Source organism: Paenibacillus sp. FSL M8-0228, assembly GCF_038007385.1.
Classification (GTDB): Bacteria; Bacillota; Bacilli; order Paenibacillales; family Paenibacillaceae; genus Paenibacillus; species Paenibacillus polymyxa_D.
Map to the genome: position 1 here is coordinate 1835056 of NZ_JBBOXA010000001.1, position 22912 is coordinate 1857967.

The 22912-nt window shown below is 48.5% G+C and carries 20 protein-coding genes; 11 read left to right on the forward strand and 9 right to left on the reverse strand.

Features of this window, described 5'->3' with window-relative positions; translation table 11 throughout:
* Positions 1–11: 11 nt before the first annotated feature.
* From MKY98_RS08580 to MKY98_RS08595, 4 genes are all read left to right on the forward strand, one after another.
* Positions 12–1361, forward strand: coding sequence for a hemolysin family protein (locus MKY98_RS08580; protein ID WP_029516594.1), 1350 nt, complete (start codon positions 12–14; stop codon positions 1359–1361).
* A 240-nt stretch (positions 1362–1601) separates the two neighbouring features.
* Entirely contained in the window at positions 1602–1826 is a 225-nt protein-coding gene (locus MKY98_RS08585) for a spore coat associated protein CotJA (RefSeq protein WP_029516595.1), read from the forward strand.
* A 1-nt stretch (position 1827) separates the two neighbouring features.
* Complete coding sequence (locus MKY98_RS08590) at positions 1828–2277, forward strand: spore coat protein CotJB (RefSeq protein ID WP_081317561.1); 450 nt, start codon at positions 1828–1830, stop codon at positions 2275–2277.
* A 45-nt stretch (positions 2278–2322) separates the two neighbouring features.
* Complete coding sequence (locus tag MKY98_RS08595; protein ID WP_029516597.1) at positions 2323–2892, forward strand: manganese catalase family protein; 570 nt, start codon at positions 2323–2325, stop codon at positions 2890–2892.
* Between the two features lie 249 nt (positions 2893–3141).
* On the opposite strand, the gene MKY98_RS08600 is transcribed toward MKY98_RS08595, so the two are convergent.
* Positions 3142–4212 (reverse strand): glycosyltransferase family 2 protein, encoded by a 1071-nt coding sequence (locus MKY98_RS08600; protein ID WP_069011212.1) that lies wholly within the window; start codon positions 4210–4212, stop codon positions 3142–3144.
* A 430-nt stretch (positions 4213–4642) separates the two neighbouring features.
* Here MKY98_RS08600 and MKY98_RS08605 point away from each other — a divergent pair, with 430 nt between their 5' ends.
* The 3 genes from MKY98_RS08605 (at position 4643) to MKY98_RS08615 (ending at position 8933) form a co-directional block, all read left to right on the forward strand.
* Complete coding sequence (locus tag MKY98_RS08605; RefSeq protein WP_069011211.1) at positions 4643–7459, forward strand: bifunctional glycosyltransferase/class I SAM-dependent methyltransferase; 2817 nt, start codon at positions 4643–4645, stop codon at positions 7457–7459.
* 25 nt (positions 7460–7484) lie between these two features.
* The gene (locus MKY98_RS08610; RefSeq protein ID WP_069011210.1) at positions 7485–8147 is read left to right on the forward strand and encodes a class I SAM-dependent methyltransferase; all 663 of its coding nucleotides are present in this window, start codon (positions 7485–7487) and stop codon (positions 8145–8147) included.
* 84 nt (positions 8148–8231) lie between these two features.
* The gene (locus MKY98_RS08615; RefSeq protein WP_081317560.1) at positions 8232–8933 is read left to right on the forward strand and encodes an HAD family hydrolase; all 702 of its coding nucleotides are present in this window, start codon (positions 8232–8234) and stop codon (positions 8931–8933) included.
* A 103-nt stretch (positions 8934–9036) separates the two neighbouring features.
* On the opposite strand, the gene MKY98_RS08620 is transcribed toward MKY98_RS08615, so the two are convergent.
* The 6 genes from MKY98_RS08620 to MKY98_RS08645 are packed head-to-tail and all read right to left on the reverse strand — an operon-like array spanning position 9037 to position 15810.
* Positions 9037–10239, reverse strand: coding sequence for a YheC/YheD family endospore coat-associated protein (locus MKY98_RS08620; RefSeq protein WP_165145276.1), 1203 nt, complete (start codon positions 10237–10239; stop codon positions 9037–9039).
* Positions 10221–10736: a GNAT family N-acetyltransferase gene (locus MKY98_RS08625; RefSeq protein ID WP_069011207.1), complete on the reverse strand. Its 516-nt coding sequence runs from the start codon at positions 10734–10736 to the stop codon at positions 10221–10223. Before MKY98_RS08625 ends, MKY98_RS08620 begins: the two co-directional genes overlap by 19 nt.
* A gap of 16 nt (positions 10737–10752) precedes the next feature.
* On the reverse strand, positions 10753–11862 hold the full coding sequence (locus tag MKY98_RS08630) for a YheC/YheD family endospore coat-associated protein (RefSeq protein ID WP_069011206.1): 1110 nt from the start codon (positions 11860–11862) through the stop codon (positions 10753–10755).
* Positions 11859–13229, reverse strand: coding sequence for a YheC/YheD family endospore coat-associated protein (locus tag MKY98_RS08635; RefSeq protein WP_029516605.1), 1371 nt, complete (start codon positions 13227–13229; stop codon positions 11859–11861). The genes MKY98_RS08630 and MKY98_RS08635 overlap by 4 nt, the downstream gene beginning before the upstream one ends.
* A 12-nt stretch (positions 13230–13241) precedes the next feature.
* Positions 13242–14396, reverse strand: a complete 1155-nt coding sequence (locus tag MKY98_RS08640; RefSeq protein WP_069011205.1) for a YheC/YheD family endospore coat-associated protein — start codon at positions 14394–14396, stop codon at positions 13242–13244.
* A gap of 43 nt (positions 14397–14439) precedes the next feature.
* Entirely contained in the window at positions 14440–15810 is a 1371-nt protein-coding gene (locus MKY98_RS08645) for a YheC/YheD family endospore coat-associated protein (protein WP_029516607.1), read from the reverse strand.
* 162 nt (positions 15811–15972) lie between these two features.
* Here MKY98_RS08645 and MKY98_RS08650 point away from each other — a divergent pair, with 162 nt between their 5' ends.
* From MKY98_RS08650 to MKY98_RS08660, 3 genes are all read left to right on the forward strand, one after another.
* Positions 15973–16317 (forward strand): YlbF family regulator, encoded by a 345-nt coding sequence (locus MKY98_RS08650; protein ID WP_013309578.1) that lies wholly within the window; start codon positions 15973–15975, stop codon positions 16315–16317.
* Positions 16318–16389: 72 nt separating this feature from the next.
* A complete protein-coding gene (locus tag MKY98_RS08655; protein WP_069011204.1) occupies positions 16390–16674 on the forward strand; it encodes a hypothetical protein in 285 nt (94 codons plus the stop codon).
* Between the two features lie 199 nt (positions 16675–16873).
* Positions 16874–18208 carry a DRTGG domain-containing protein gene (locus tag MKY98_RS08660; protein WP_029516609.1) on the forward strand — a complete coding sequence of 445 codons (1335 nt, stop codon included), beginning with the start codon at positions 16874–16876 and terminating at the stop codon, positions 18206–18208.
* 42 nt (positions 18209–18250) lie between these two features.
* Here the strand turns inward: MKY98_RS08660 and MKY98_RS08665 are convergent, their stop codons facing one another.
* On the reverse strand, positions 18251–18748 hold the full coding sequence (locus MKY98_RS08665) for a hypothetical protein (protein WP_039269883.1): 498 nt from the start codon (positions 18746–18748) through the stop codon (positions 18251–18253).
* A 12-nt stretch (positions 18749–18760) separates the two neighbouring features.
* Positions 18761–19090 (reverse strand): YtrH family sporulation protein, encoded by a 330-nt coding sequence (locus tag MKY98_RS08670; protein ID WP_013309582.1) that lies wholly within the window; start codon positions 19088–19090, stop codon positions 18761–18763.
* A 137-nt stretch (positions 19091–19227) separates the two neighbouring features.
* Here MKY98_RS08670 and MKY98_RS08675 point away from each other — a divergent pair, with 137 nt between their 5' ends.
* Positions 19228–22905 carry a DNA polymerase III subunit alpha gene (locus tag MKY98_RS08675; RefSeq protein ID WP_069011203.1) on the forward strand — a complete coding sequence of 1226 codons (3678 nt, stop codon included), beginning with the start codon at positions 19228–19230 and terminating at the stop codon, positions 22903–22905.
* The last annotated feature ends 7 nt before the right edge of the window (positions 22906–22912 follow it).

A 22912-nucleotide genomic window follows, 5' to 3' on the forward strand; every position in this document is an offset into this window, starting at 1 on the left:
GGGAGTTCGTATTGGATGGTCATACCGAGTTTCATTGGGGATTGCTAGCTGTGAATCTCCTCTTGGTACTGCTGCTTGTCTTTCTAAATGGTGTATTTGTGGCCGCAGAATTTTCGTTGGTCAAAATGCGCCAATCCCGATTGACGCAGCTCCAAAGCGAGGGTCATCGCCTGGCAGGCTATGCGCTGAAGGTGAACCAAAGGTTGGATGCTTATCTGTCCGCCACCCAATTGGGCATTACGCTGGCTTCATTGGGTTTGGGTTGGATTGGAGAGCCAGCAATATCCGGCTACCTGATAGAGCCACTCATGCACAAACTCGGTGTAACTGACGGCACCCTGATTACAACGATATCCGTTGTCGTCGGATTTTGCGTAATTACCTTTTTGCATATTGTATTGGGGGAATTGGCTCCCAAGTCTTTAGCGATTCAGAAGACTGAAGGTGTGGCGTTGTTTTTATCGGCGCCTTTGCTGCTTTTTTATAAGGTCTTTCTACCTGTGATCTGGGTATTGAATGCTGCGGCAAACTTGCTGTTGCGTGCATTCGGGATTCAGCCGGCGAGTGAAGCCGAAGCGGCTCATTCGGAGGAAGAGATTCGTATATTGATGAATCAGAGCGCCAAAAGCGGTGTGATTGATAAGGACGAAATTAAGCTGATGGATAATATTTTTGATTTTTCCGACTTGCTTGCACGTGAAATCATGCTGCCGCGTACAGATATGGATTGTTTGTATACGAATTTGTCGTTTAAGGAAAATCTCAAGATTATCAGCGAGACCAAGCATTCCCGCTACCCGGTAGCGGTTGAGGATAAAGACCAGATTATCGGTTTTGTCCATATCACGGATCTTCTGCTAGCTGAGCAGGGGGAACAACTGGATCTGGCTTCGGTGGTACGTCCTATTTTGAATGTGCCGGAGTCTATGGAAGTGAGTCACGTGCTACGCCTTATGCAGAAAAAACATTCCCAAATGACTCTCGTGGTAGATGAATACGGCGGAACGGCCGGGTTGCTGACAGCGGAGGAAATTTTGGAGGAAATCGTCGGGGATCTCTATGATGAGTTTGAGGATGAACGCCCAAGCGTGGAAATCAAGGAGAACTTCATCTCTGTGGACGGTCGTATGCTCATTGAGGATGTCAATGATTTGACTGGAGTAAACATTGAAGACGACGAGGTGGATTCCATCGGAGGATGGCTGTTCAAGGAATTGGAAGGCATTCCGGTGAAAGGGAAGAAAATTGAGTTTTATAACCTTACCTTCGAGGTGGAGGAAGCAACAAGGCTTCGCATAATGAGAGTGAAGATTCACCGCAAGCCTGAGCCTGTGATTGAAGATGAGCTTTCTACCGATTGAGTCCTGATCCACAGAGATAGGTAAGATCAGTTCAGGTATGTAAGTTATTATAGTGTGCTGAAGCAAGAACCTTTAGATCCACGTTACCGTGGTTTTAAAGGTTCTTTTTGATTAGAAACAGTTTTATAGTTATTTTTTTTGAACAATTATTTTTATCTGTGATTTTTTGTTCGAGACTTGGGCGATGCGGCATATGTTGAATAGTAAAGCAGATGGATCAACCAAAGGAGGTCCCGGCCCGTGAAATTTCCACAGCAAGGTGAGTATGCCCCGTTTGTCGGCCCGTTCGATCCGTGTCCGCCCGTTCTGTGCAAGACTTATGTGCTTCCGCCAAACTTGTTTGTGCAATTTCAGCCCCCTGGTCTACCGCAATTCAGTCCAGATGAGGCGCTGACGAAGGGAACGCTATGGCCTTTGCTTTACAGCCCTTATGAGCCTAGAAGAAACCAGGGGGGAGGCGAATAGAATGGAGAATCCAAATCAGGGTCAGTCCCCATTCCAATTCCAGCAGCAAAATCAGCATGAGAGTGGACAGCAACAGCCGAATCCATATCAAAGCCCTTATTCAAATCCGTATCCATACCAGAACCAGTATCAGAACCAAACTCAGGGCTATAGTCAAGCCGGAAACCCGACCCAAGGCTGCACGTCCCAAACCAAGCCGGGGGATGCCCAGTTTTATGCGTTGCTGGAGAAGCTCCAAGCGGTGGATTTTGTGTTGGTGGAGCTGAATTTGTATCTGAATACGCACCCAGATGATTTACAGGCCATCGAGCAGTTCAATAAGCTGACGCAGGAAAGAACGGCGATTGCTAACGAGTATCAGATGCTATATGGGCCTTTACAAAATTTTGGTCGTGCCTATTCCAAGTATCCTTGGGAGTGGAGTCAATCCCCTTGGCCGTGGCAGGTCTAGGCAGGTACAACCTTTTAACAACCTTTTATAAAGGAGGGGACATGAATGTGGGTATATGAGAAGAAACTGCAATATCCCGTACGTGTCAGCAAATGTGATCCTCATATGGCCAAACTGCTTATGGAGCAGTATGGTGGAGCGGATGGCGAGCTGGCAGCGGCATTGCGCTATCTGAATCAGCGATATACGATTCCCGATAAGGTGATTGGTGTACTGAACGACATAGGCACGGAGGAATTTGCGCATCTCGAGATGATTGCGACTATGATTTATAAGCTGACCAAGGATGCGAGCGTAGAGCAAATGAAGGCTGCCGGTCTGGGTGAATATTATGCGGCACACGACCATGCGCTATATTATCAAAACGCTGCCGGAGTTCCTTTTACAGCGGCTTATATTCAAGCCAAAGGCGATCCTATTGCCGATCTATATGAGGACATAGCGGCAGAGGAAAAGGCACGAGCTACATATCAGTGGCTGATTGATCTGACAGACGATGTGGATTTGCAAGATAGTCTGAAGTTTCTACGTGAACGTGAAATAATCCATTCGCTCCGTTTCCGTGAGTCAGTGGAAATTTTGAAGGGGGAAAGAGACCGGAAGAAAGTGTTCTGATAAAATGATATACGAGGTCTCTTGGTGAGCTTAAGCTTGCAGGAGACTTTTTTTCTTTTGAAGTAATCTAAGCTAATGAAATGGTCCTTCCCGAGGAGCAGCAATGGGCATTTATATATAAGAGGGGGTAAAAATAAAAGCCCCGAAAAATTGCAGGCTGTCCGCCGGGTATCGTGCCGAGCACATATCGGCATGATGACTAAGGTCGGCTACATTGAACGACCTTTCCCCGGCGCGTCTTTCTCATCCCTATTGCTTCAGTTGTGCGAAATACTTCTCGTTATATAAAACACTTGGATGAGTAGGGTGGTGCAACTGAGCTATGCGATGATGCGATTTTGCCTTTTCGATGTCACCGATTCGGTCGTAACACAGGCATAATTGCAAGTGTGGAAACCAGGTATAGTACGACGAATTGGTTAGGGCCATCACATCTTGTGGAGGCTCTATCAACGTTGCCTGGTGAAACCAGTAAATGGCTTGAGTATACTGTTCGTCTTCAATCAACAAATTGCCAAAGACACAGCAGAACTGGGCGCGTGGTACATCAAGGTTAAGTGTGCGAAGCAGAGCCATACGCTGCTCCTGTTTTTGACCCTGGTGGGCGTAGCAATCCGCTAGCTTAAAGCAAGCAGCAATCCGATCCTCAATCCATCCTTGATCGAGTCCCAGATAGTGCTCGTACTGCTGGATGGCTTCTAGTATGCGTCCGTTATCATATAGTTCATTCGCGAAGTAGTAGTGATCTCGCTCAGAAAATGCAGTGCCTTGCTCCCGATGCTTGAGATATATATGCAAATTACGATTAGTGTAGGCACGTGTCTTTTTATGAGTCACCGCTATATTACTGTGAAAGGTGCTGCCAGTCACATGCAGGAATTCGTGCACAAAGCCGATCCATCTGAATCTTCGATCACGCCGCACAATTCGGTTTCTTTTGAGCTTATACAACGGCTGTCCTTGTTCATCTACAGACAGCACATAATCCATCGTAATGCTGTCATAGGAGAGGGTGGCTTGTTTCTTCCAGTTGAGAAATGATATTCGGTCTTTTTCTTCCAGTATGTCATCAGCGTCCAGCCAAAATTGATATTCTTGCGTTGCCTGATTAAACGCATAATTGCGGGCTGCAGAGAAATCATCGCACCATTCAAAATGGTATACCCGAGCATTGAACGATGCAGCGACCTCTTGGGTACTGTCAGTGGAACCAGTATCTACGATAATGATTTCATCTACCAGGTCATGGACTGATTTCAGACAGGTATGAAGGGCTTCTTCTTCATTTTTGACAATCATACATAAGCTGACAGTTACCATGCTCTTTGTCCCTCCCAAAAAACTTGGTATAATCTCCATTTTATTAGGATAGCTTGCTCATTATGTAGTAATTCCTATGGATCGTTTAGAGGATGTGCGATGATCATAAATTCAATCTTGCTCTAATAAATTAGAAAATCAAAGTCTGATATGAGGGGGAGGAGATTGTGCGAAATTCGATATTATCAAGCGACCGGGAAATAAATTTGATGGCTAAATGTAGTTAGAAAACGGGTAGAAAACTGAAAAAGAGTAGTTGTTTGGATGGTAAGATTGTATTTTTGTATGGATGTCGTTTTCATTGATATTTCCAGGTGCAAGTCCATTCATACTACGCTCACTCCCATATCGCTCGGTTGCAATTATGGTATGCCTTAGGATATGGAGGGGGAACGGTTATGAGGCTTCTGCCTGATGGAGGCGTTGAATCATGCGTATACTAATCGGTAGCCCGGTGCACCAGAAACCGGAAATATTGTCTTTATTTCTTCAAGCTTTAGAGCGACTGGAGGCACCTGATGTGCTGCCCGATTATTTATTTGTCGATGATAATGACAATCCGACTTCAAGCCAATGGCTTGCCGATTTTTCCAATCGGCTGCCGGGCAGGGTTTTGCCCTTGTTAACAGGTCCACAGCAAGTGGAGAACCGAAGTGATGAGCACACTCATTATTGGCCGCCAGCCCTCGTCTGGAAAGTGGCCGACTTCAAAAATCGTCTTATTGATTATGCACTTCAGCATAATTATGACGCGCTGTTTTTAGTCGACTCAGACCTGATTCTCCATTCCCGTACCTTATGTAAACTGGTAGAGGCGGAGAAGGATATTGTATCTGAGATTTTCTGGACACGCTGGCAGCCGGAGGGGCCTCTATTGCCTCAGGTGTGGGTTAGTGATGAATATAATTTGTTCCATCGTGAAGAAGGGGAAGTGCTGTCGGCAGAGGAGCGAGCGCAACGCGAGTTGCATTTCATACACCAAATGCATGTTCCTGGTTTGTACGAAGTGGGGGGTCTAGGCGCTTGCACCCTAATCCGCAGACGTGCACTGGAAGCAGGGATTCACTTTGGTAAAATCAAAAACGTTTCCTATTGGGGAGAAGATCGACATTTCTGTATTCGGGCAGCTGCATTTGGATTTCCACTTTTTGTGGATACACACTATCCGGCGATGCATCTGTACCGGGAAGCGGACAGAATGAAGGCAGAGCAGCTACTATTCACCCTAAATTATTTTACAACGAGCGCTGTTCATACGGACCAATCAGAACATTTAGCATATCTAAATCACTCCGATACTTCTACTAACTCTCCTGCCTTCAATCCTTCTGCATCATCAAGTCCATCTAAGTTCCCTGAACCTCCTGTTATACCGTATGACCTCCGTGAGTCAGCTGTCTTTGCCAAGTACACGGCAGATTCTTTTGTTATACCACAAACGTTCCCTGGTCCACGACAAAGTGAACTTCATACGCCGCCTGTCTCCAAACCCAAATTGACGCTGACCATGACGGTATACAATGAGGCAGATCGCAAGCTCATTGACGTGCTGCGGAGTCATCGAGAATATATTGATGAAGCGGTCATTATTGATGATGGCAGTCAGGATGATAGCGGAGAGTTGTGCCGTGAGATCCTAAAGGGAATCCCATTACGTTTAATACGCAATGAAACAGCTTCTTTTAGCAATGAATTGGAACTACGTAAGCAACAGTGGAGAGAGACGTTGGCTTCTTTTCCGGAATGGATATTAAATATGGATGCTGACGAAATGTTCGAATCTCGTTTTGCTCAAGGGGTACATTCTTTGTTAGCGGGAACGAAAGCGGATACGATTTGTTTCAGGTTGTTTGATATGTGGAATTCCACGCATTACCGCGATGATGATTATTGGCAGGCTCATCAATATTACCGTCCTTTTTTAATTCGATATAAGGAAGGGTTCTCTTATAAATGGAAGGAGCAGTCCTTGCACTGTGGGAGATTTCCGGAAAATGTGCTTGACCTTCCCAGTGAAATCAGCAACTACCGCATCCAGCATTGGGGATGGTGTACACCTGCTATTCGCATGGCCAAATTTCAGCGATATCAGTTGCTTGATCCAAGTGCTCGTTATGGCTGGAAAGAGCAATATGAATCTATTTTGGACCCGAACCCCCGACTCACGCTTTGGGTAGATCAGGACAACATAAATGGAGAAAAAGAAACTACACCAGAGTATGAAGCTACCCATGATGTGAACGCCATGGATGTTGCCGAGATTTCAAGTGTCCAGGTTATGAATAATTCCGGTCTACAAATTAAAAGTGAAACAAAGAACGTATTTTATAGTAAATGCAAACTGTGTGGTTCGTCTGACACGGGAGTATTTCATAACTATGAACGCTTTACCTTGATGGGGTGCGGCTCCTGTGGCTTGGTTTTTCGTAATGATGTGGATCATATACAGCCGGAGGATATGATTGCAGAGATTTATAATGCCGATTGGGTTGCTATGCGGGATAGTGCAGCAGCGTCAACTTATGGGGATCATGCCCTTTTTGGACTCATGCTACTGGATATGTTCAGCTCCGGTAAAGGAAAATTGCTTGAGATTGGATCAGGTACCGGAGAATTTATCCATGCTGCCCTTCAAGCCGGCTGGGATGCAGTGGGTACTGAACCTTCCATAGACTCGCGTGCTTACGCCAAACACAAATATGACGTGGATTTATTGCCGGGTTACTGGAACGGTGAAACCGAAGAAGATACTCAAACCGATGAAGCATGTGATATGCAGGAATTGAATGAAGCACAAGAAATACAAGAAGTAGAAGAAGATACTGAATTACCACTGGATCACAAATACGAGGCCGTAGCATGCTGGCATGTGCTGGAGCATATTGCGGACCCTGTTGCATTTTTGACGGATTTACGCGAACAGCTTCAACCTGACGGGACGTTATATATTACAGTGCCCAACAAAAACTCGTTCACCAATGAGGCTTATGGTGTTTATTCACCTTTATTTACCGAGGAAGATCATTTATATCATTATTCTGAGCATACGCTGGCGCTCTTACTGGAAAAGTCCGGATTGCGTTCGGTGGCTATGTTTACCCGCCAGCTTCCCTCTGGTTTGGATGCCTTGCTGCAAGCCCATCCTTTGTACGGTGATCTTGCCTTTACGGAGCAAATGGGATTGTTGGCCAAACTTCAAGGCGAGAAACGGGGTCATGAACTGTGCTGTGTTGCAAGAGTAATTTAAATCTCTCCAAAAGGAGGCAGCATCCATGAACATGTCTGACCCGTATCTGTCTCGCTTTTTTGTATATTCTGACCCCAACTCCTCCAGCATGATTTACAGACTCCCCCAAAGCTGGTGGAGTCGCCCCTATGAGTATGAGTGGTGTCTTCAATTTATGTCCGGTCAAGATTCGGTGCTGGATGCAGCGTGTGGAATTCCACATCCATTCAAATTTGAGTTGGCCCGCCGTTGCGCTCAGGTCTATGCTTGCGATCTGGATATACGGATCGTTTCCGTGGATGCCATTTTGGCCGAGGTGCGGCGGGATATCGGAGAGGAGGCTGCCGAGCGCATTCAGGAGATTTTACCGGTTCGGCTCCACTCCGCACATGCCAATCTGACAGCTCTGCCTTATGAGGATGCCAGTTTTGACAAAATTGTATGTATTTCAGTGCTGGAACATTTAACACCTGAGGAGTCTTTGGCAGCCTTACATGAATTTCACCGGACCATACGCGATGACGGAATGCTTCTGCTGACGTTTGATTACCCTACAGTGGATCTATCAGCGATGGAGCAATGGATAGAGCAGGCGGGATTTTCGTATTGGAATGGTGTGGATCTCAACCTTCCAAGGGGTGCCTTACACACGGATATGTGGGGTGGTTTGCATTGTTTCAGGACTGTTTTAAAAAAATATAAGAGTTAGCGGTATGCGCAATGAGGTTTACACGGACCTCTCTTATTGCTTATCATGAGAGGGGTTAGAGTTGTAAACCTACATAGGAAAGGAATGACTGATAACTACATGAACAATGCACCTGTGTTGAAGAAACCTGAGGCTATGGTATTTGATATGGACGGTACACTTTTTCAGACGGAGACGCTATTGCTTCCTGCGTACCACAAGCTGTTTGATACGCTGCGCGCCGAAGGGCTTTATGAAGGAGAGACTCCTCCCGAGGAGCTTATTTTGAATAGTTTGGGCATGCTGCTGGATGAAATCTGGAGAAGAGTGATGCCGGAAGCCAGCGAAGCGGCCCATAGAAGAGCGGACGAGCTGCTGCTTCAGCTGGAACTGGAGGGATTGAAGAGCGGAAGTCATGCCCTGTATCCACAAGTAAAAGAAACACTCCAGGCCCTTCATGAGCAAGGTGTCCGATTGTTCGTAGCTAGTAACGGTCTGGAGGACTATGTAAAGGGGATCGCTGCTGCGTATGAAATGGTTCCCATTTTTGAAGGACTGTACAGCGCTGGGGAGTACAGCACGCTTTCCAAAGTGAATTTGCTGGAAATTCTATTGAGCAAGCACGATATTTCGAACGTATGGATGGTAGGAGATCGTTCCTCAGATGTGGAAGCAGGCAAAAAGAACGGACAGACGGTGATCGGTTGCGCTTATGCGGGATTTGGTGTGGACGATGAGTTGAAGGGGTCCGATGCGATTATTACAGACTTTACGCAACTGCTTACACTTTATAAAAACGCTGAGTAACTGTGAAACACAGGTTATTGGTTATAAATAGGCTCGACGCACCATATAATTAAACATGCTGTTACTGTCGGACAGATGAAAAAAAGAAAGGAAGGCAGCCACTTTACGCGGAGCCTTCCTTTGTCTTATTCTCTGTCTTATTCTCTGTCTTATTTTCTGCTTTATCTTCTGTTTTATCTTCTGCTTTGTGGTCAGCCTGAGGCTTTGGATTAATTTGTGTGTGGTAGACCCACAAGGCATATTCCATGGGCTTGGCGATGGAGCGGCGATAGGTTTCTTTTTCACCAATACGCGAAAAGACCTCGCGGGCTGGCTTCGGGTTGACTTCCAGCACATATATATGACCGTGCTTATTAATTGCCAAATCGAGTGCAAGCTCACACAATGCCCCGTAGCTTTCTTCCAGATACGCAGCGATGTCCAGTCCGAGTTTTTCCCCTTGCTTGATGATTTTCTCTCTATGGCTTTCATCACGAATCCATTGCGTTAGCAATTGGCTCATCGGTACTGCCTTGCCTCCACCATGCAGGTTGGAAGTGACACTCCGATGCGCCCCGATGCGCCCGGCGCATCCGGTTAGCTCCCATACTCCTTGGCCATTTTTCTGTACCAGCATACGGTAATCATGGACTCTGCCATTCGGCAACTGCACAGGAATGCCTTCCTGAACAATGTAGTTATCCATGTTCCAGCTGCTCAGACGCGGCTCCAGACGGTCTAGACGTACCCGCTGCTGGGGAATGATATGGCGTTTGCGATTGCGGCCCTCAATCAGATACAGGCCTCCTTGCTTGTTAACAGGTTCAATACGTAAAATACCTCGGCCTCCCGTACCGTTAATCGGTTTGAGGTACACTAGTGAATTCTGTTTGAGCATCCGTTTGACACTATGAAATCCACTGAACAGCTCTGTTGCAGGCAAATGGGGGCGAAAGGCAGACCTTCTCGCAAGCTGCTGATGAATGACCCATTTGTTACTCAGGGGTCGGTTTAAATATACAAGGTCTGTGTATTGCAATCGGAACTGCTTCAACTGACGATATCGCTCACTGCGCTGTACCCGACAACGGTCGAAAATCATGTCTGGGAACTCTCGCCACTTTCGGCTCCATTTTCCGCTGTGTGGATCATAGATTTGGGCAAGGAGCAGCCTGCGATCCTTATGGACATCCGCAGGAGTGAATACATACATATCCAGTCCCAGCCGTTTCCCTTCTGCAATCATGCGCTCATATATGTCGCGTTCCTCTAATTGCTTCTTGTTGTTCAAATACAAAGTCATGATGCCTAGGACAGGTTTTGGCACAGCATTCCACCTTCCTCTGCCGTCTGCTTATCTTGGGATAACTCTCCGTGAAATATCAGCGTGGGTTTCCCGGTTGGTCCAGTCGTCATTTCATGCGCAACAAGCCCAGCGCGGAAACAGGTTTTGAGACTGGACATATTGTCGGCGGCTACGCTGCACGTCAGACGGCGCAGCTGTTTGAGCTGGGCGGACAGCAGTCTAGCGCCCAGTCTGCGGCCCCGGTAAAGCGGACGAACAATTACGATGCAAGCATCCTCCCCGTAATTCAGAGCGAGGGAAAATCCGGCAATCCGCAGCCCCTTCTCCGTGCGCACAAATGCACACAGGAGGGAGGAGCCAGGGGTGTTCAATTGCTCGGGCGTTAAAACGGCCAACTGCCGCAGAGCATTACGAGTAATGCGCATGCCCCCTGAGCTGCGGGCCAAAAACAGCAACTGTCGTCGTCTCAGCAGCCAGCTCCGGGCAGGCAAATGTTGAACATCGCTAATTTGCGGCATGATTCCACTTCCTTGATCATGATTTCATTCGTCCGGCCAAAAAGGAGCTGTACTGGAATATGCGTCTAAGCGACTTTTGGCGGATTTCCGGCTCGTCAAATTTCATTGGTTTGGCATTGGCCTCAAAAAACCAGAGGGTTCCGAGCGTATCCACGCCCAGATCCATGGACATTTCGCCATGAGAAAGACCGGATGCGCGTTCAATTTGACGTGCAATCTGTATGGCCGTACTTTTAACTTTGTTCAGTAGATCCGTGCTGTCCTCAGGCCCAAACAGTGAGGACAGTAGCTTGAAAGGGTCCTCTACACTCCCGCCACGCGGGACATGTGTGGTAATGCTCCCCTTACCGGCCAGTCTGGCACCGACTCCGGTGATACTCCAGGAGCCACGGATATTTTTTTGTACCAGGATACGCAGGTCGAAGGGTTTTTTCTGATGGGTTGCCAGATCGATACCCTGTTGAATGATATAAGGTGAGTTGCCTGCTTCCCGTCGGATACGTCCCCACAGCCGGGATAGCGATACAGATCTGTAGGTTACACTTTTTTTGTCATGCTGAATGGTCAGTCTGTAAGCCATTAGATGGTCTGGGAGGAATTTAAGAATCATAATCCCCTTTCCGGCCTTACCGTTTTCCGGCTTGAGATACAGGTATGGATACGTAGACAGCATTTTTCCTAAGGAAGACAGGTTGCTTAACCGTTTGGTTGCCGGAACAAGCTGACGAGTCGTTTCTGAGGTGCGCAACCACTTGAACAGTTCCCATTTGTTAAAAAAGCCTGGATTGTACAGCTCAATGCCCGAGGCATGTGAAATTTCATCCAACTTTGTGCGCACAGAGGTTTTAAGTTCATAATTACGGTTGGGGATGCGATTATAAATGACCTGTGGAGGTGGGAAATCCTGTTCCTCCCACGTCTGTAAGCTCTTGTTGAAGACATAGCCCTTAATCGTCTCATCTGCCAGTTTCAGGTCCCTGACGGTAACAATGTACACCTGATATCCCATCCGTGTTCCCGTTTCAAGAATATCCCTGAAATTGCGCTGATTGCCCTTGAAAAATTGCCCTTCGTCGTGCACTGTCAATACAGCAACGACTGGCTTATGCTCCGCCCGGGTATTCATAGTTCCTCTTTTCTGCGGAATTTACTGAGGTAAAGACAGTGGTCCAAAATATGCTCCACGGATGCTTTACCCTCCGCACGCAACGATGGATGCTGAAAAATGGATCGGCCTGGCTTGGAGTTGGCTTCAAACATCCATACCTTTTCATCCTGATCAATGCCCAGATCAAAACCGATTTCACCCAATAGATGCTGGTGATGGTGTTCAATGGCTTCAGCGAGTGTAACTGCTACGTTCTTGGCACGTTGAAGCACTTCACCCGCCCGGTCTCCGAATACCCGGTTCAACGCCTGTTCAGGTGTCATAAGAGAACCGCCATTTTTGATATGGGTTGTGACACTGCCACGTCCGGCTTTTTTGGCTCCAATGCCGACGACGACCCACTGATTATTTCCATTTTTATGCATGTGAAACCGGAAATCAATCGGGCAATTGTCAATCTCGATCAGCTGGATACCCTGTTGAATGACATAACCCTTTAACATCTGTCCCTGATTGGAGTGAAGCATCCTGAGCATGGAATTAAAAGAGGCGAATTTTAGCAATACATTGCTACTTTTCTTACGGTACCTCACATAATATCCTTGCTTGGGAACATGGGACAGACGATAGATTCCTTTACCGAGACTGCCTCCACTTGGCTTGTAATAAGCAAATTGATGTCGCTCCAGCATACCTCGGATACGTTCAGAGCTGGGATTCATATATGATTCAGGGACATAGCGGTTAACATCTGGGTTATTCTCCAGCAGATTATAGATATCGGACTTATTGAAAAAGCTCCAGTTAAAAAAGGGAATTCGTTTGCGGGAAAAGCGTTCGCGTAGTTGATTGATCGCCGGGGAAAAATCAGAGCGACGGCTCGGCAAACGGTTATAGATCACGTCCGGCAAAGGTACAAGTTTACGTGTGAATTCCCCGCTGGATGACAGAAAATAGCCGTTAATCGTATCATTTTGCCAGTTGATATCCCGAGGGGTGAAGGCAAAAATATAAGATTTTTTGCTGCCTTCCCTCAGCAGTTGCTTAATAAAGCCTGTGCGCGATCCGAAAGGGCGAGTGGTGGAGGTGGTACCGTCAGACAGCACGCCAATCAACGGCCCTAGCTGTATATCACCATCCAGATTCCGCAAATAGATGGCCCCGCTTTTGGGAACACGGATTGCATTACGTAAGCCGGAGGTCAAGTATAGATGGCGTCCCGCCTTCTGAATTGGTTTTACTGTAGCGGGAATCTGATCCTTACCGAGCCGCAGACGAACGGACTTGGCTCCGGATAATTTAAGGCTTTTCAACAAGGCAGTGGATATATACGCCACCTTGTCGGGCTGCTGTGAGAAATGCACATTGCAATGCGTTAAACTCATCTGTTTATCCTCCTATACCGTATGTTCAAGGGAGGCGCCCGCGCCCTTTGGCCCTGTCGCTTTGGAATGGGTCATTAAATATCGAGCATATTCGAGCGGGCGGTTGACCGACTGGAAAGCGCACTCCGGCTGACGGGTCTGAAAAAAGGCGGCCCGACCAGGTCGGGAATTAACCTCCAATAGCCAGATGTTCCCGCTCTGGTCAATACCGTAATCAATTCCCAACTCGCCAAGGCGGCCATAACGTTCCTCAAGCGCCCTGGTAATGGTCGAGGACAGCGCCCTCATCTGCCCGATGATGAGACGCGTGGTGTCCGCGCCAAATTGTTCACGAAGGTATGGCTCAGCCGGATGGGCTTCGCCACCACCGTGCAGATTAGAAGTCAGAGTTCCTTTTCTGCCTTCTCTTACAGCAAAGCCCGTCAGGCGCCAATGGCCGTTGCCATCCTTTTGCATGAGTGCGCGAACATCAAAGGGATGATTGCCTTGGCTTGTTAATTTCAAATAAGGCTGCACGATATAAGCGCGTTTGTGTGCAATTCCGTGGATCCATGACAATCCTGCATCCAATTCGGGAAACAAACGCCGGAACGGACGGTTACGGGAGTCTCTACCCTGTACAAGTAGTCCCTGGCCTCCTTCTGCCAGCCGGAGATACAGTGTGCTCTTGCCATGTGTTCCGGTCTGTGGCTTCATAAACAGCTCCGAATGGCGTCCTAGCCATTCCACAAGCTGGGCCGTGTCCCGGTAAGGCGCCGTAGGCGGCACAAAAGGACGTACTTTATCTACCGCATGCAAAGCGCGATACACCTGCCATTTGCCAGGTAAGTTACGCGACCAGTAGATGAGCTTGCGCGAATTTTGCTCCGCCATGTCTTCCAGTGTGCGCCTGACATTCTGGCTCTCGTGGACATGGAGACAGCGGTTATACACAATATCCGGCAACGGAAAGCGGCCGGATGTCCATACTCCGTTACGATAAACATAACCTCGTATGGAGTGATCTTCAGGTGAAACTCCTTCGACGGTAAACGCCATTACGCTAAGATCAGAGCGCCTGCCCAACAGACTTAGCCTGCGGCAAAAATCGGCTTCGGTAATAGGGGGAGTGGCGGCCTGATTCCGGCTAACAAGCACGCCCAGCGTGCCTGGCACAACAAGAGACACCGACAACAGCTCCTTTGGCAGCCAGACTCTGGAAGAGATGAATTCATTTGAAGCCGGCTGAATAACAGCAGTATTCAATCATTTTTTTAACGGACGGGCGAGTTTTCTGATCATTTAACGGCGTGTTGTCATTCTTCGATGGCTTCGAATTGACCTCCAGCAACCAGATGCGCCCCGTGCTGTCTATTGCCAGATCAATACCAAATTCTGCGAAATGGGCGGGAATTGCTTTTTCTACTCCGCTTGCGATATCCAGTGCTGCTGTTTTGAGAGAGGTATGCCCATTCGATTTAACGGTTGCGGGCAGCGTGGTCTTGGCAAGTGCTTCCTTGACAGTACTCAGCGTGCCGCCTCTTGCCAGATTGGACACAAAGTGGCTTCCTCCGGCGATCCGAGCGACAATGGATGTTACGGTCCAGGTTCCGGACGAATTTTTCTGTACAAGCGCACGAAAGTCGACCGGACGCTTACCGTGATCAATCAAGGTAAGTCCCTGTTGGAGTTGAAAGCGTGTTGTTTTCATTTTTCCCGCCAAGCTTTTGTACAGCTTATCGACGTTGGCATACGTTTGCTTGCGGGGTGTGCCCGCTGTTGTGGATAGCACCGAAAAGGTGCCATCGGTTTGCTTATTAATGCGCATTATGCCTTTACCCAGGCTTCCGCGCACTGGCTTGAGAAAAACAGCGGGATACTGGTTGCACATTTTTTTGAAAACAACAAAAGTTTGCAGCAAGTGGGACTCGGGTAAATACTTGCGCAGGGAAGAATTTGATTTAAGCGCATCAAATACTTCATTCTTATCCAAAAACTTTTCGTTAAAAATAGTCGTGCCGTACTGCGATTTTACTTCTTTCATGAAATGCTGTACGCTAGTTCTGTTCTCGAGTTTACGGGAGGTAAGACGATTATTGACGACATCGCCGGCGGGCATGACCGTCTTTTTCCAGCCTCCGTCATACACCCATCCCTGAACTCGCCCGGGCTGACTTCCGATATGCTCCGGGGTGAAGAAATACACATATGCTCCTTGTCTGCGGCATTCCCCGACTAGTTCACGGCAGAACAGGGTGATCGACCCGAAAGGCTTGTCGGGCTGTTCGGGATAGTCCCGACTGACCAGCACGCTAATAAGTGGGCCCACTCGAAGTGTCCGGCGACCTCGGCTGTAGGTTACTCGCAGATCACAATTGGCATGAAGCCCCATTTTTCGGGCTAGCACGCTTCCCACACGTAGGCCGCTATAGCGGGGCACCGATATGACGGTAACCTCTTGGCGGAACGAACCGAAGGCGAGCTGAACGGGGTGGCCAGCGGATATTTTCCATTTGCGAAGCAAGGACTCGCCGACCATGAGTACGTCATCCTGCAAGATGCCCGATCCGATGATTTGAATCGTTGTTTTTTTGATGGACATCGTGGATCTCCTTCCGGGCAGCAACTTGATGTCTTGAAAGTAACGGGAAACGTGAATGGGCTGTAATAGCACTGATTCATCATATGAGGACATATATCCCTTGGTGATTGACGGACAATGTGAAATGTTGACACTAAACTTGTATTGGAGGAATAAACAATCATGAACATCTATGACAAAGCCCATGATTTAGCAAAAGCATTGAAGGAAAGCAAAGAGGTAGAGGAAATTACGTCAGCGATGAAGCTGATCGAAACCGATCCAGAAGCCAAGAAAATGCTCGACGATTTCCGTGAACGCCAAATGGAAGTACAACAACGCATGATGAGCGGTGATATGCCAGCACAGGAAGAGATGGAAAAGATGGAGAAGCTGTTCGAGGTACTTAGCTTGAACCTCAACATCCGTCGCCTGTTCGACGCTGAACGTCGCCTGAGCGTGATTATTGAGGACGTTAACAAAATTATTGCAGACAGCCTTCAAGATTTGTACGGTTCATCTCTGTAAGTTTGTCTCATATTCCTTCCTGTCCTCTCATAGACTAGATACATAGAGTCACAGGGAGAGGAAGGGATACGATTGGGTTCTTTTAAAAGATGGAAACATGGTTTGTATACACTGATTGCGCTGGCTATGGTCTTGGTCGCGTTACCACGCATCTCGCTTGCAGGCGGTTTGAACTGGGTCAACGGCTTTGGGATAGTATGGGTACTTTTTGCGCTGCTAGTCATCGGAGCGAACATGCATTTTTTGCTGGGTGTGGATGAGGAAAAGCGCAAAACGCTGGAGCGTGTACGGCGGGCCAAAATGCAGCAGTGGCAGATGAAATGGGATAAAAAGGCTGACAAAGGCAGCATGCAGTGAGTTTTTTTTCAGCTTGTCTTGGGCTGGCCTACCAGATTACAAATCAATCATAGTAAGAAGCGGTCCTTGTGAAGAGGGGATCGCTTTTTTGCTATTTCCGAAGCAGAGAACTCAAAATGAACAAAGGTCTAAAATAAAGGGTTTTTGTGCTATAATAGATACAGAATGATACAGATTGAACGTTGGGGGTGTAACAGAGTTGGACGGGCTAGATGAAACAGTTACGAAGCATGAGCAGCTATTGCGACATATCGAGCAGTTGAAAATAGGCTCCAAAATTTCTGTGCGCAGGTTGGCTAAAGAAATGAGCGTCAGCGAAGGAACGGCCTATCGGGCCGTGAAGGAAGCTGAAAACCTAGGAATTGTCATTACCAAAGAACGGATCGGAACAGTACGAGTGGAGAAGCGCCCTCGCGGCTTGTCCGAGCAGCTGACCTTTGCAGATGTCGTGAATATTGTAGAGGGACATGTGCTGGGCGGAAGTGAGGGGCTGGAGAAGCCTTTGCACAAGTATGTGATCGGAGCGATGCGCGAGGAAGCTATGGCTCGTTATATTGATGCAGGTAGTTTGCTGATCGTAGGTAACCGTGAGGATGCGCATTCACTTGCATTGGAGCAGGGGGCAGGTGTGCTGATTACAGGGGGCTTCGGTACGAGCCGAGAGGTTAAGCAGCTCGCAGACAAGATCAGTCTGCCGATTATTTCCTCACGCCATGATACTTTTACAGTGGCATCTATGATTAATAGAGCCATATTTGACCGCTTGATCAAAAAGAAAATTATGCTGATTGAAGATATTGCGGCAGGCAAACCGAAAACGTTGACTTTGAAAATCAACAGCACACTTACCGAGTTTGAAGAACTTTCGGTGACGACCGGACATCATCATTTTGCAATCGTGGATGAATGGAATCGTTTAATTGGTATCGTCAGCCGCAAAGATGTGGAGGGGCTTCAACCTGAGCATACGATGGATAAATGTCTGATCCGCAATCCGATAACGGTCACCTACCAGACCTCGCTGGCTTCAGCCGCGCAAATGATGGCGTGGGAAGGTGTGGATTATTTGCCGGTCGTGGACCGCAACCGCAAGCTGCTCGGGTCCGTTACACGGCGTGAGGTGCTGGAGGCGCTGCGTAACGCCCAAAAGCAGCCGCAACTTGGCGAGACGTTCGACCAGCTGATCTGGAACGGGTTTGCTGAGGAGCGTAATGAGGACGGATCGTTATTTTTTCGCGGGTTTATCATTCCGCAAATGGCGACCAATTTAGGTACGATCTCGGAAGGCGTACTGGTCAACGTGATGACACAAGCGGGCTACCGGGCAGCTAGAGACATGAGCGGCAAGGATTATGTGCTGGACAATTTGACGACATATTTTATTAGACCCGTACAGATAGAAGATGCTGTCGTTCTTCGTCCGATGCTGCTCGAGATGAGTCGCCGCACCTGCAAGCTAGAAATTGCAATTTCACGGGAAAATCATTTGGTATGCAAAGCAGTGATGACGCTTCATTCCATTGAACATGGTTAGTCTACAATGGAACGGAGTAAGGTGTGAAGTCGAATAGATCGACTAGTGGCTTTCAGGCAATCTTTCTTTTGCTTCCAGCCAAATTTGCAGCACGCCTTCCATTACAAGCATCGTTTTGACCTGGATCGTATACTCCTTGTCACGAACGGTGTATTTTTTTTGGTGCAGCAACATACGTACCAGCTTGCTGTCAGAGTCAATCTCGAACATATCTCTGCCACGCAGCACCTCCAGATCACGACTGACACGGCGAAGAAGTTCCTTCAGGTTGATAGAATCAATTTTTTCGGCCGAAGCTTCCTCCGCGATCAGCTTGATTTCTTTGACAACGGTTTGGCGCTTGCTGTATTTGCGCAATGTTTTGTTGTCCTCCTCGGCTTGCTGGAGCTGGAATTGGAGATCCTGGTTGTTCGTCCATAGCTGATTGAAGCTGGCATGCCAGATGACGTTGTAGATCATGCCTCCCGTAATCATACCGAGTACAAAGACGGAGGACAATTGCATAAAAGGACGCAGGCGCTCAAAAGGGGGAACTCTCATAGTCGTTTCACCTCACGGTCGTCCGTTGCCGCATACCCACTTGACCAGCTCTGCACCCATATGAGCGCCTAAAAAGGCGAAAATCAAATACAATATCTGCTTAATGGCAGGTGACAAATTACCATCCAACATATTGCTTTCAATGACCCGGATCGGGTCCATCGTTCCCCCCACAGCGGCAGCAAGCGCCCATATTTTAATTCTTCCGGCAACCTCTAGCATCGTCTGGGTGGGCGGCTGAAGCGATACCACAGCTCCCATTCCGCCGAGCATGGCTCCACCGAGCACGATGCCGAAGGCAATGAAGAAGTCGAGAATCGCTTTGGATATAAAAGTGCTCATGCTCTTTTCCTCCTTAGGTATACGAATCAAGACCGCGCTTGTCCGCCGAGGTCTGTACTTTTATTCTATGGGCGCTACTAACGCGGATATGATAAAATAGTTTGAAGAAAATCAAGCGGTGAAAGGAAGAGAAGCGCATGAGTTCATTTGTGCATTTGCATGTTCATAGCGAGTACAGCCTGCTGGACGGCGCGGCTCGTACCGCGGAGTTGGTCAAACAGGCATCAGCTTATGGAATGAAGGCGCTGGCCCTTACAGATCACGGGGTCATGTACGGTGCCATTCCTTTTTATAGAGCGTGTGTAGAGAACGGCATTAAGCCGATTATTGGGTGTGAGGCCTATATGACGGCAGGATCGCGCAAGGAGCGTGGCAGCCGCAAGGATCAGCCCATATATCATTTAATTTTGCTCGCCAAAAATAAAACAGGCTATCAAAATCTGATGAAGCTGTGCTCCATCGGCCATTTGGAGGGCTTTCACTATAAGCCGCGCATCGACATGGAGGCTTTGGCTGCCCATCACGAAGGCATCATATGCCTGAGCGCTTGTTTGGGCGGTGAAGTGCCGCAGCATTTACTGCATGGTCGGGAAGCCGAGGCACGACGCGCAGCGGAACGATATCGTAATATTTTTGGCGATGATTTTTATCTGGAACTCCAGGATCATGGTCTTTCGGAGCAAAAACGTGTAAATCCTCTCTTGATCGCACTGGCGAAGGAACTGGATATTCCACTGGTCGCGACGAATGACGTGCATTACTTGACTGAGCCAGATGCGGACGTGCAGGATGTCCTGATCTGTATCGGGACAGGAAAGACAGTTGACGATGAGGAGCGTTTGCGTATACCAACACGTCAGTTGTATCTGAAAAGTCAGGAGGATATGGCTCGTTTATTCCCGCATGTGGCAGAAGCCATCGCCAACACGGTGCGTATTGCTGAAAAATGCGAACTGGAGCTGGAATTCGGTCAATCCATTTTACCTGAATATCGCCCGCTGCCGGAAGGAATGACCTCTTCGTCCTATTTACGCAATCTGTGCGTGCAAGGGCTGGAGCGTCGCTATGGAAGCGATTCCGGATGGGAGCAGCCGGAGGAACGGGAAAGGCTGAACCAACGGCTAAACTATGAGTTGAATACCATTGACAGTATGGGTTTCAGCGATTATTTCCTGATTGTATGGGATTTTATTGCCTTCGCACATAAGCATAAGATTGCAACGGGACCAGGGCGTGGTTCCTCAGCAGGCAGTTTGGTTGCCTATGTGCTTAACATCACGAATGTCGATCCGATGAAATACAACCTTCTCTTTGAACGATTTCTGAATCCTGAACGAATTAGTATGCCGGATATAGATATTGACTTTAGTGATGAGCGGCGTGACGAGGTTATCGACTATGTAGTACAGAAGTACGGAAATGAGCATGTAGCGCAAATTATCACCTTTGGAACGCTGGCGGCAAGAGCCGCTGTCCGTGACGTCGGTCGTGCATTGAACGTGCCATATGGAGAGGTAGACAAGGCAGCCAAGCTGATTCCGGCGCAGCTGGGCATTAATATCCGTCATGCGCTGGAAATTACCCCGGAGCTGAAAACGCTATATGAAACGAAGCCCAAGACACGTGAACTGTTGGATATGGCGATCAAGGTTGAAGGAATGCCTCGTCATGCTTCGACACATGCAGCGGGTGTTGTCATTTCGCGGACTCCATTGACCGATGCGGTTCCGCTTCAAGAGGGGAGCGAAGGAGTACCTTTGACGCAGTACTCGATGGAAAATCTAGAGCGCATTGGTTTGCTTAAAATGGATTTCCTTGGGCTGCGTACGCTCTCCATTATTGAACGGTGCATACACTGGATTGCGGAAGAGCATGGAGAAACGCCTGATTTTAGCCGTATTCCCGATAACGATCCGCATACCTATGACTTGTTGGGCAAAGGAGATACAGGAGGCGTATTCCAGCTGGAGTCGGCCGGTGTACGCCGGGTACTCAAGGATTTGAAGCCGAGTGTATTTGAGGATATCATTTCTGTCCTGGCTTTGTATCGTCCGGGCCCGATGGGTTTTATTCCTAACTTTATACAGGCCAAGCATGGTCAGATTGAGATTTCTTATCCGCATCCTGACTTGGAACCGATCTTAAAGGATACGTACGGTATTATTGTGTATCAGGAGCAAATCATGCAGATTGCTTCGCGCATGGCGGGCTTTTCCCTGGGAGAAGCCGATCTGTTGCGCCGGGCTGTGTCCAAGAAAAAGCGCGAAGTACTGGATCTGGAGCGCGGACATTTTGTTGAAGGCAGTATGAAGCAGGGATACACGGAGGAGGAGGCCGGCAGGGTTTACGATATGATTGTTCGTTTTGCTGACTACGGCTTCCCGCGTGCTCATGCAGCTGCTTATGGTGTGCTAGCATTTCAGACGGCTTATCTAAAGGCACATTATCCAGTACAATTCATGGCTTCAATGCTGACGGCGGTGATGGGAAGTCATCGGAAAGTGGCTGAATATGTCGTCGAATGCCGTCGTATGGATATCGCAGTGTTGCCACCTGATGCGAATGAAAGCGGGGTGCTGTTTACTCCATTACAGCAAGGAAGCATCCGTTTCGGCCTGGCTGCAATTAAAAATGTTGGCACACAGGCGATGGAGAGCATTCTCGCTGTTCGCAAGGAACGGCCTTTCGACAGCCTGCTCGATTTTTGTCGACGTGTCGATTTGCGAGTATGTAATAAGAGAGTAATTGAATCGCTTATTCAGGCAGGGGCCTTTGACTCATTGACGGGTCATCGGGCACAGTTGCTTGCCATGCTGGATGAAACGGTGGATGCAGCCGTCAAGTGGCGCAAGGAACGGGATGACTTGCAAATTGATATGTTTGGTTTTGTGGAAATGCCCAATTGGGATATCGAATACCCCAATGTACCCAAATTCAGTGCCAGCCAGCAGTTAGAGCTGGAACGTGAACTGCTGGGACTGTATTTATCCGGGCATCCGTTGGATGATTTTGAGTCGCTGTTGGAAAACAGCGAGGCGGATCGTCTGATGGAGCTGGGCGATGTGCCAGATGAAACGGTTGTTGTGACCGCAGGCATGGTAGTGTCACTCAAAACGATTACGACCAAGCAGGGTAAGGCTATGGCCTTCATTGAGCTGGAGGATCAGATTGAGCGCTGTGAGGTTGTGTTGTTTCCTGAGGTGTGGAAGCGGAGCCAGCAGTGGATTGAAAAGGGGGCTTTGCTTACGCTTCGAGCCAAGATGCAGCAGCAGGACGAGCACTTCAAGCTCCTTGCGGATGAGACCGCCCCGCTGGCGGAAGACTCGCTGGCACGGCTCCTCCAGCGCCGACGTGCCAGTACGCGCTCGTCCGCCGCAGCTGGAGCATCCTTACCAGCTGCTGGTTCTGCCGCTGGCGGCCCAGGCGGGAGCGCGTCGCGTGTGTCGTCCCCGCCTTCGGCAGCCACTGCATCTGCTTCGCCTCAATCGAAGGCGGATCGCCCCGTGGCGGCGGCTTCACCGCGCGGAGTCGAAGCGGCTCGCGGTGAGCAGGTGCCGGTCCCGCGCAGCGCGGAGCCGACCACTCGTCAGCGGGTGTTTGTCAAGATCACCCGCCAGGCTGAGGAGGACGCCAGCTTGTTGGTCAGTCTCAAGGCGCTGCTACAGGAGCATCCCGGTGCTATGCCTACCGTACTTTTTTATGAGAGCAACCAGCGTCTGCTGGCGTTGAGCGATGCTTACAGCATTAAGCCCTCTCCTCAGCTTTTTGATCAAATGGAGTCGATGTTGGGTGAAGGCACGGTGAAAGTCAAATAATAGGTAC

What these genes read in the sequence shown, in the direction of transcription:
- MKY98_RS08590 (WP_081317561.1), top strand. Translation starts at nt 1,828, where the DNA reads ATGGAGAATCCAAATCAGGGTCAGTCCCCATTCCAATTCCAGCAGCAA.
- MKY98_RS08595 (WP_029516597.1), top strand. Translation starts at nt 2,323, where the DNA reads ATGTGGGTATATGAGAAGAAACTGCAATATCCCGTACGTGTCAGCAAA.
- MKY98_RS08600 (WP_069011212.1), bottom strand. Translation starts at nt 4,212, where the DNA reads ATGGTAACTGTCAGCTTATGTATGATTGTCAAAAATGAAGAAGAAGCC.
- MKY98_RS08605 (WP_069011211.1), top strand. Translation starts at nt 4,643, where the DNA reads ATGCGTATACTAATCGGTAGCCCGGTGCACCAGAAACCGGAAATATTG.
- MKY98_RS08610 (WP_069011210.1), top strand. Translation starts at nt 7,485, where the DNA reads ATGAACATGTCTGACCCGTATCTGTCTCGCTTTTTTGTATATTCTGAC.
- MKY98_RS08615 (WP_081317560.1), top strand. Translation starts at nt 8,232, where the DNA reads ATGACTGATAACTACATGAACAATGCACCTGTGTTGAAGAAACCTGAG.
- MKY98_RS08625 (WP_069011207.1), bottom strand. Translation starts at nt 10,736, where the DNA reads ATGCCGCAAATTAGCGATGTTCAACATTTGCCTGCCCGGAGCTGGCTG.
- MKY98_RS08630 (WP_069011206.1), bottom strand. Translation starts at nt 11,862, where the DNA reads ATGAATACCCGGGCGGAGCATAAGCCAGTCGTTGCTGTATTGACAGTG.
- MKY98_RS08635 (WP_029516605.1), bottom strand. Translation starts at nt 13,229, where the DNA reads ATGAGTTTAACGCATTGCAATGTGCATTTCTCACAGCAGCCCGACAAG.
- MKY98_RS08645 (WP_029516607.1), bottom strand. Translation starts at nt 15,810, where the DNA reads ATGTCCATCAAAAAAACAACGATTCAAATCATCGGATCGGGCATCTTG.
- MKY98_RS08650 (WP_013309578.1), top strand. Translation starts at nt 15,973, where the DNA reads ATGAACATCTATGACAAAGCCCATGATTTAGCAAAAGCATTGAAGGAA.
- MKY98_RS08665 (WP_039269883.1), bottom strand. Translation starts at nt 18,748, where the DNA reads ATGAGAGTTCCCCCTTTTGAGCGCCTGCGTCCTTTTATGCAATTGTCC.
- MKY98_RS08670 (WP_013309582.1), bottom strand. Translation starts at nt 19,090, where the DNA reads ATGAGCACTTTTATATCCAAAGCGATTCTCGACTTCTTCATTGCCTTC.
- MKY98_RS08675 (WP_069011203.1), top strand. Translation starts at nt 19,228, where the DNA reads ATGAGTTCATTTGTGCATTTGCATGTTCATAGCGAGTACAGCCTGCTG.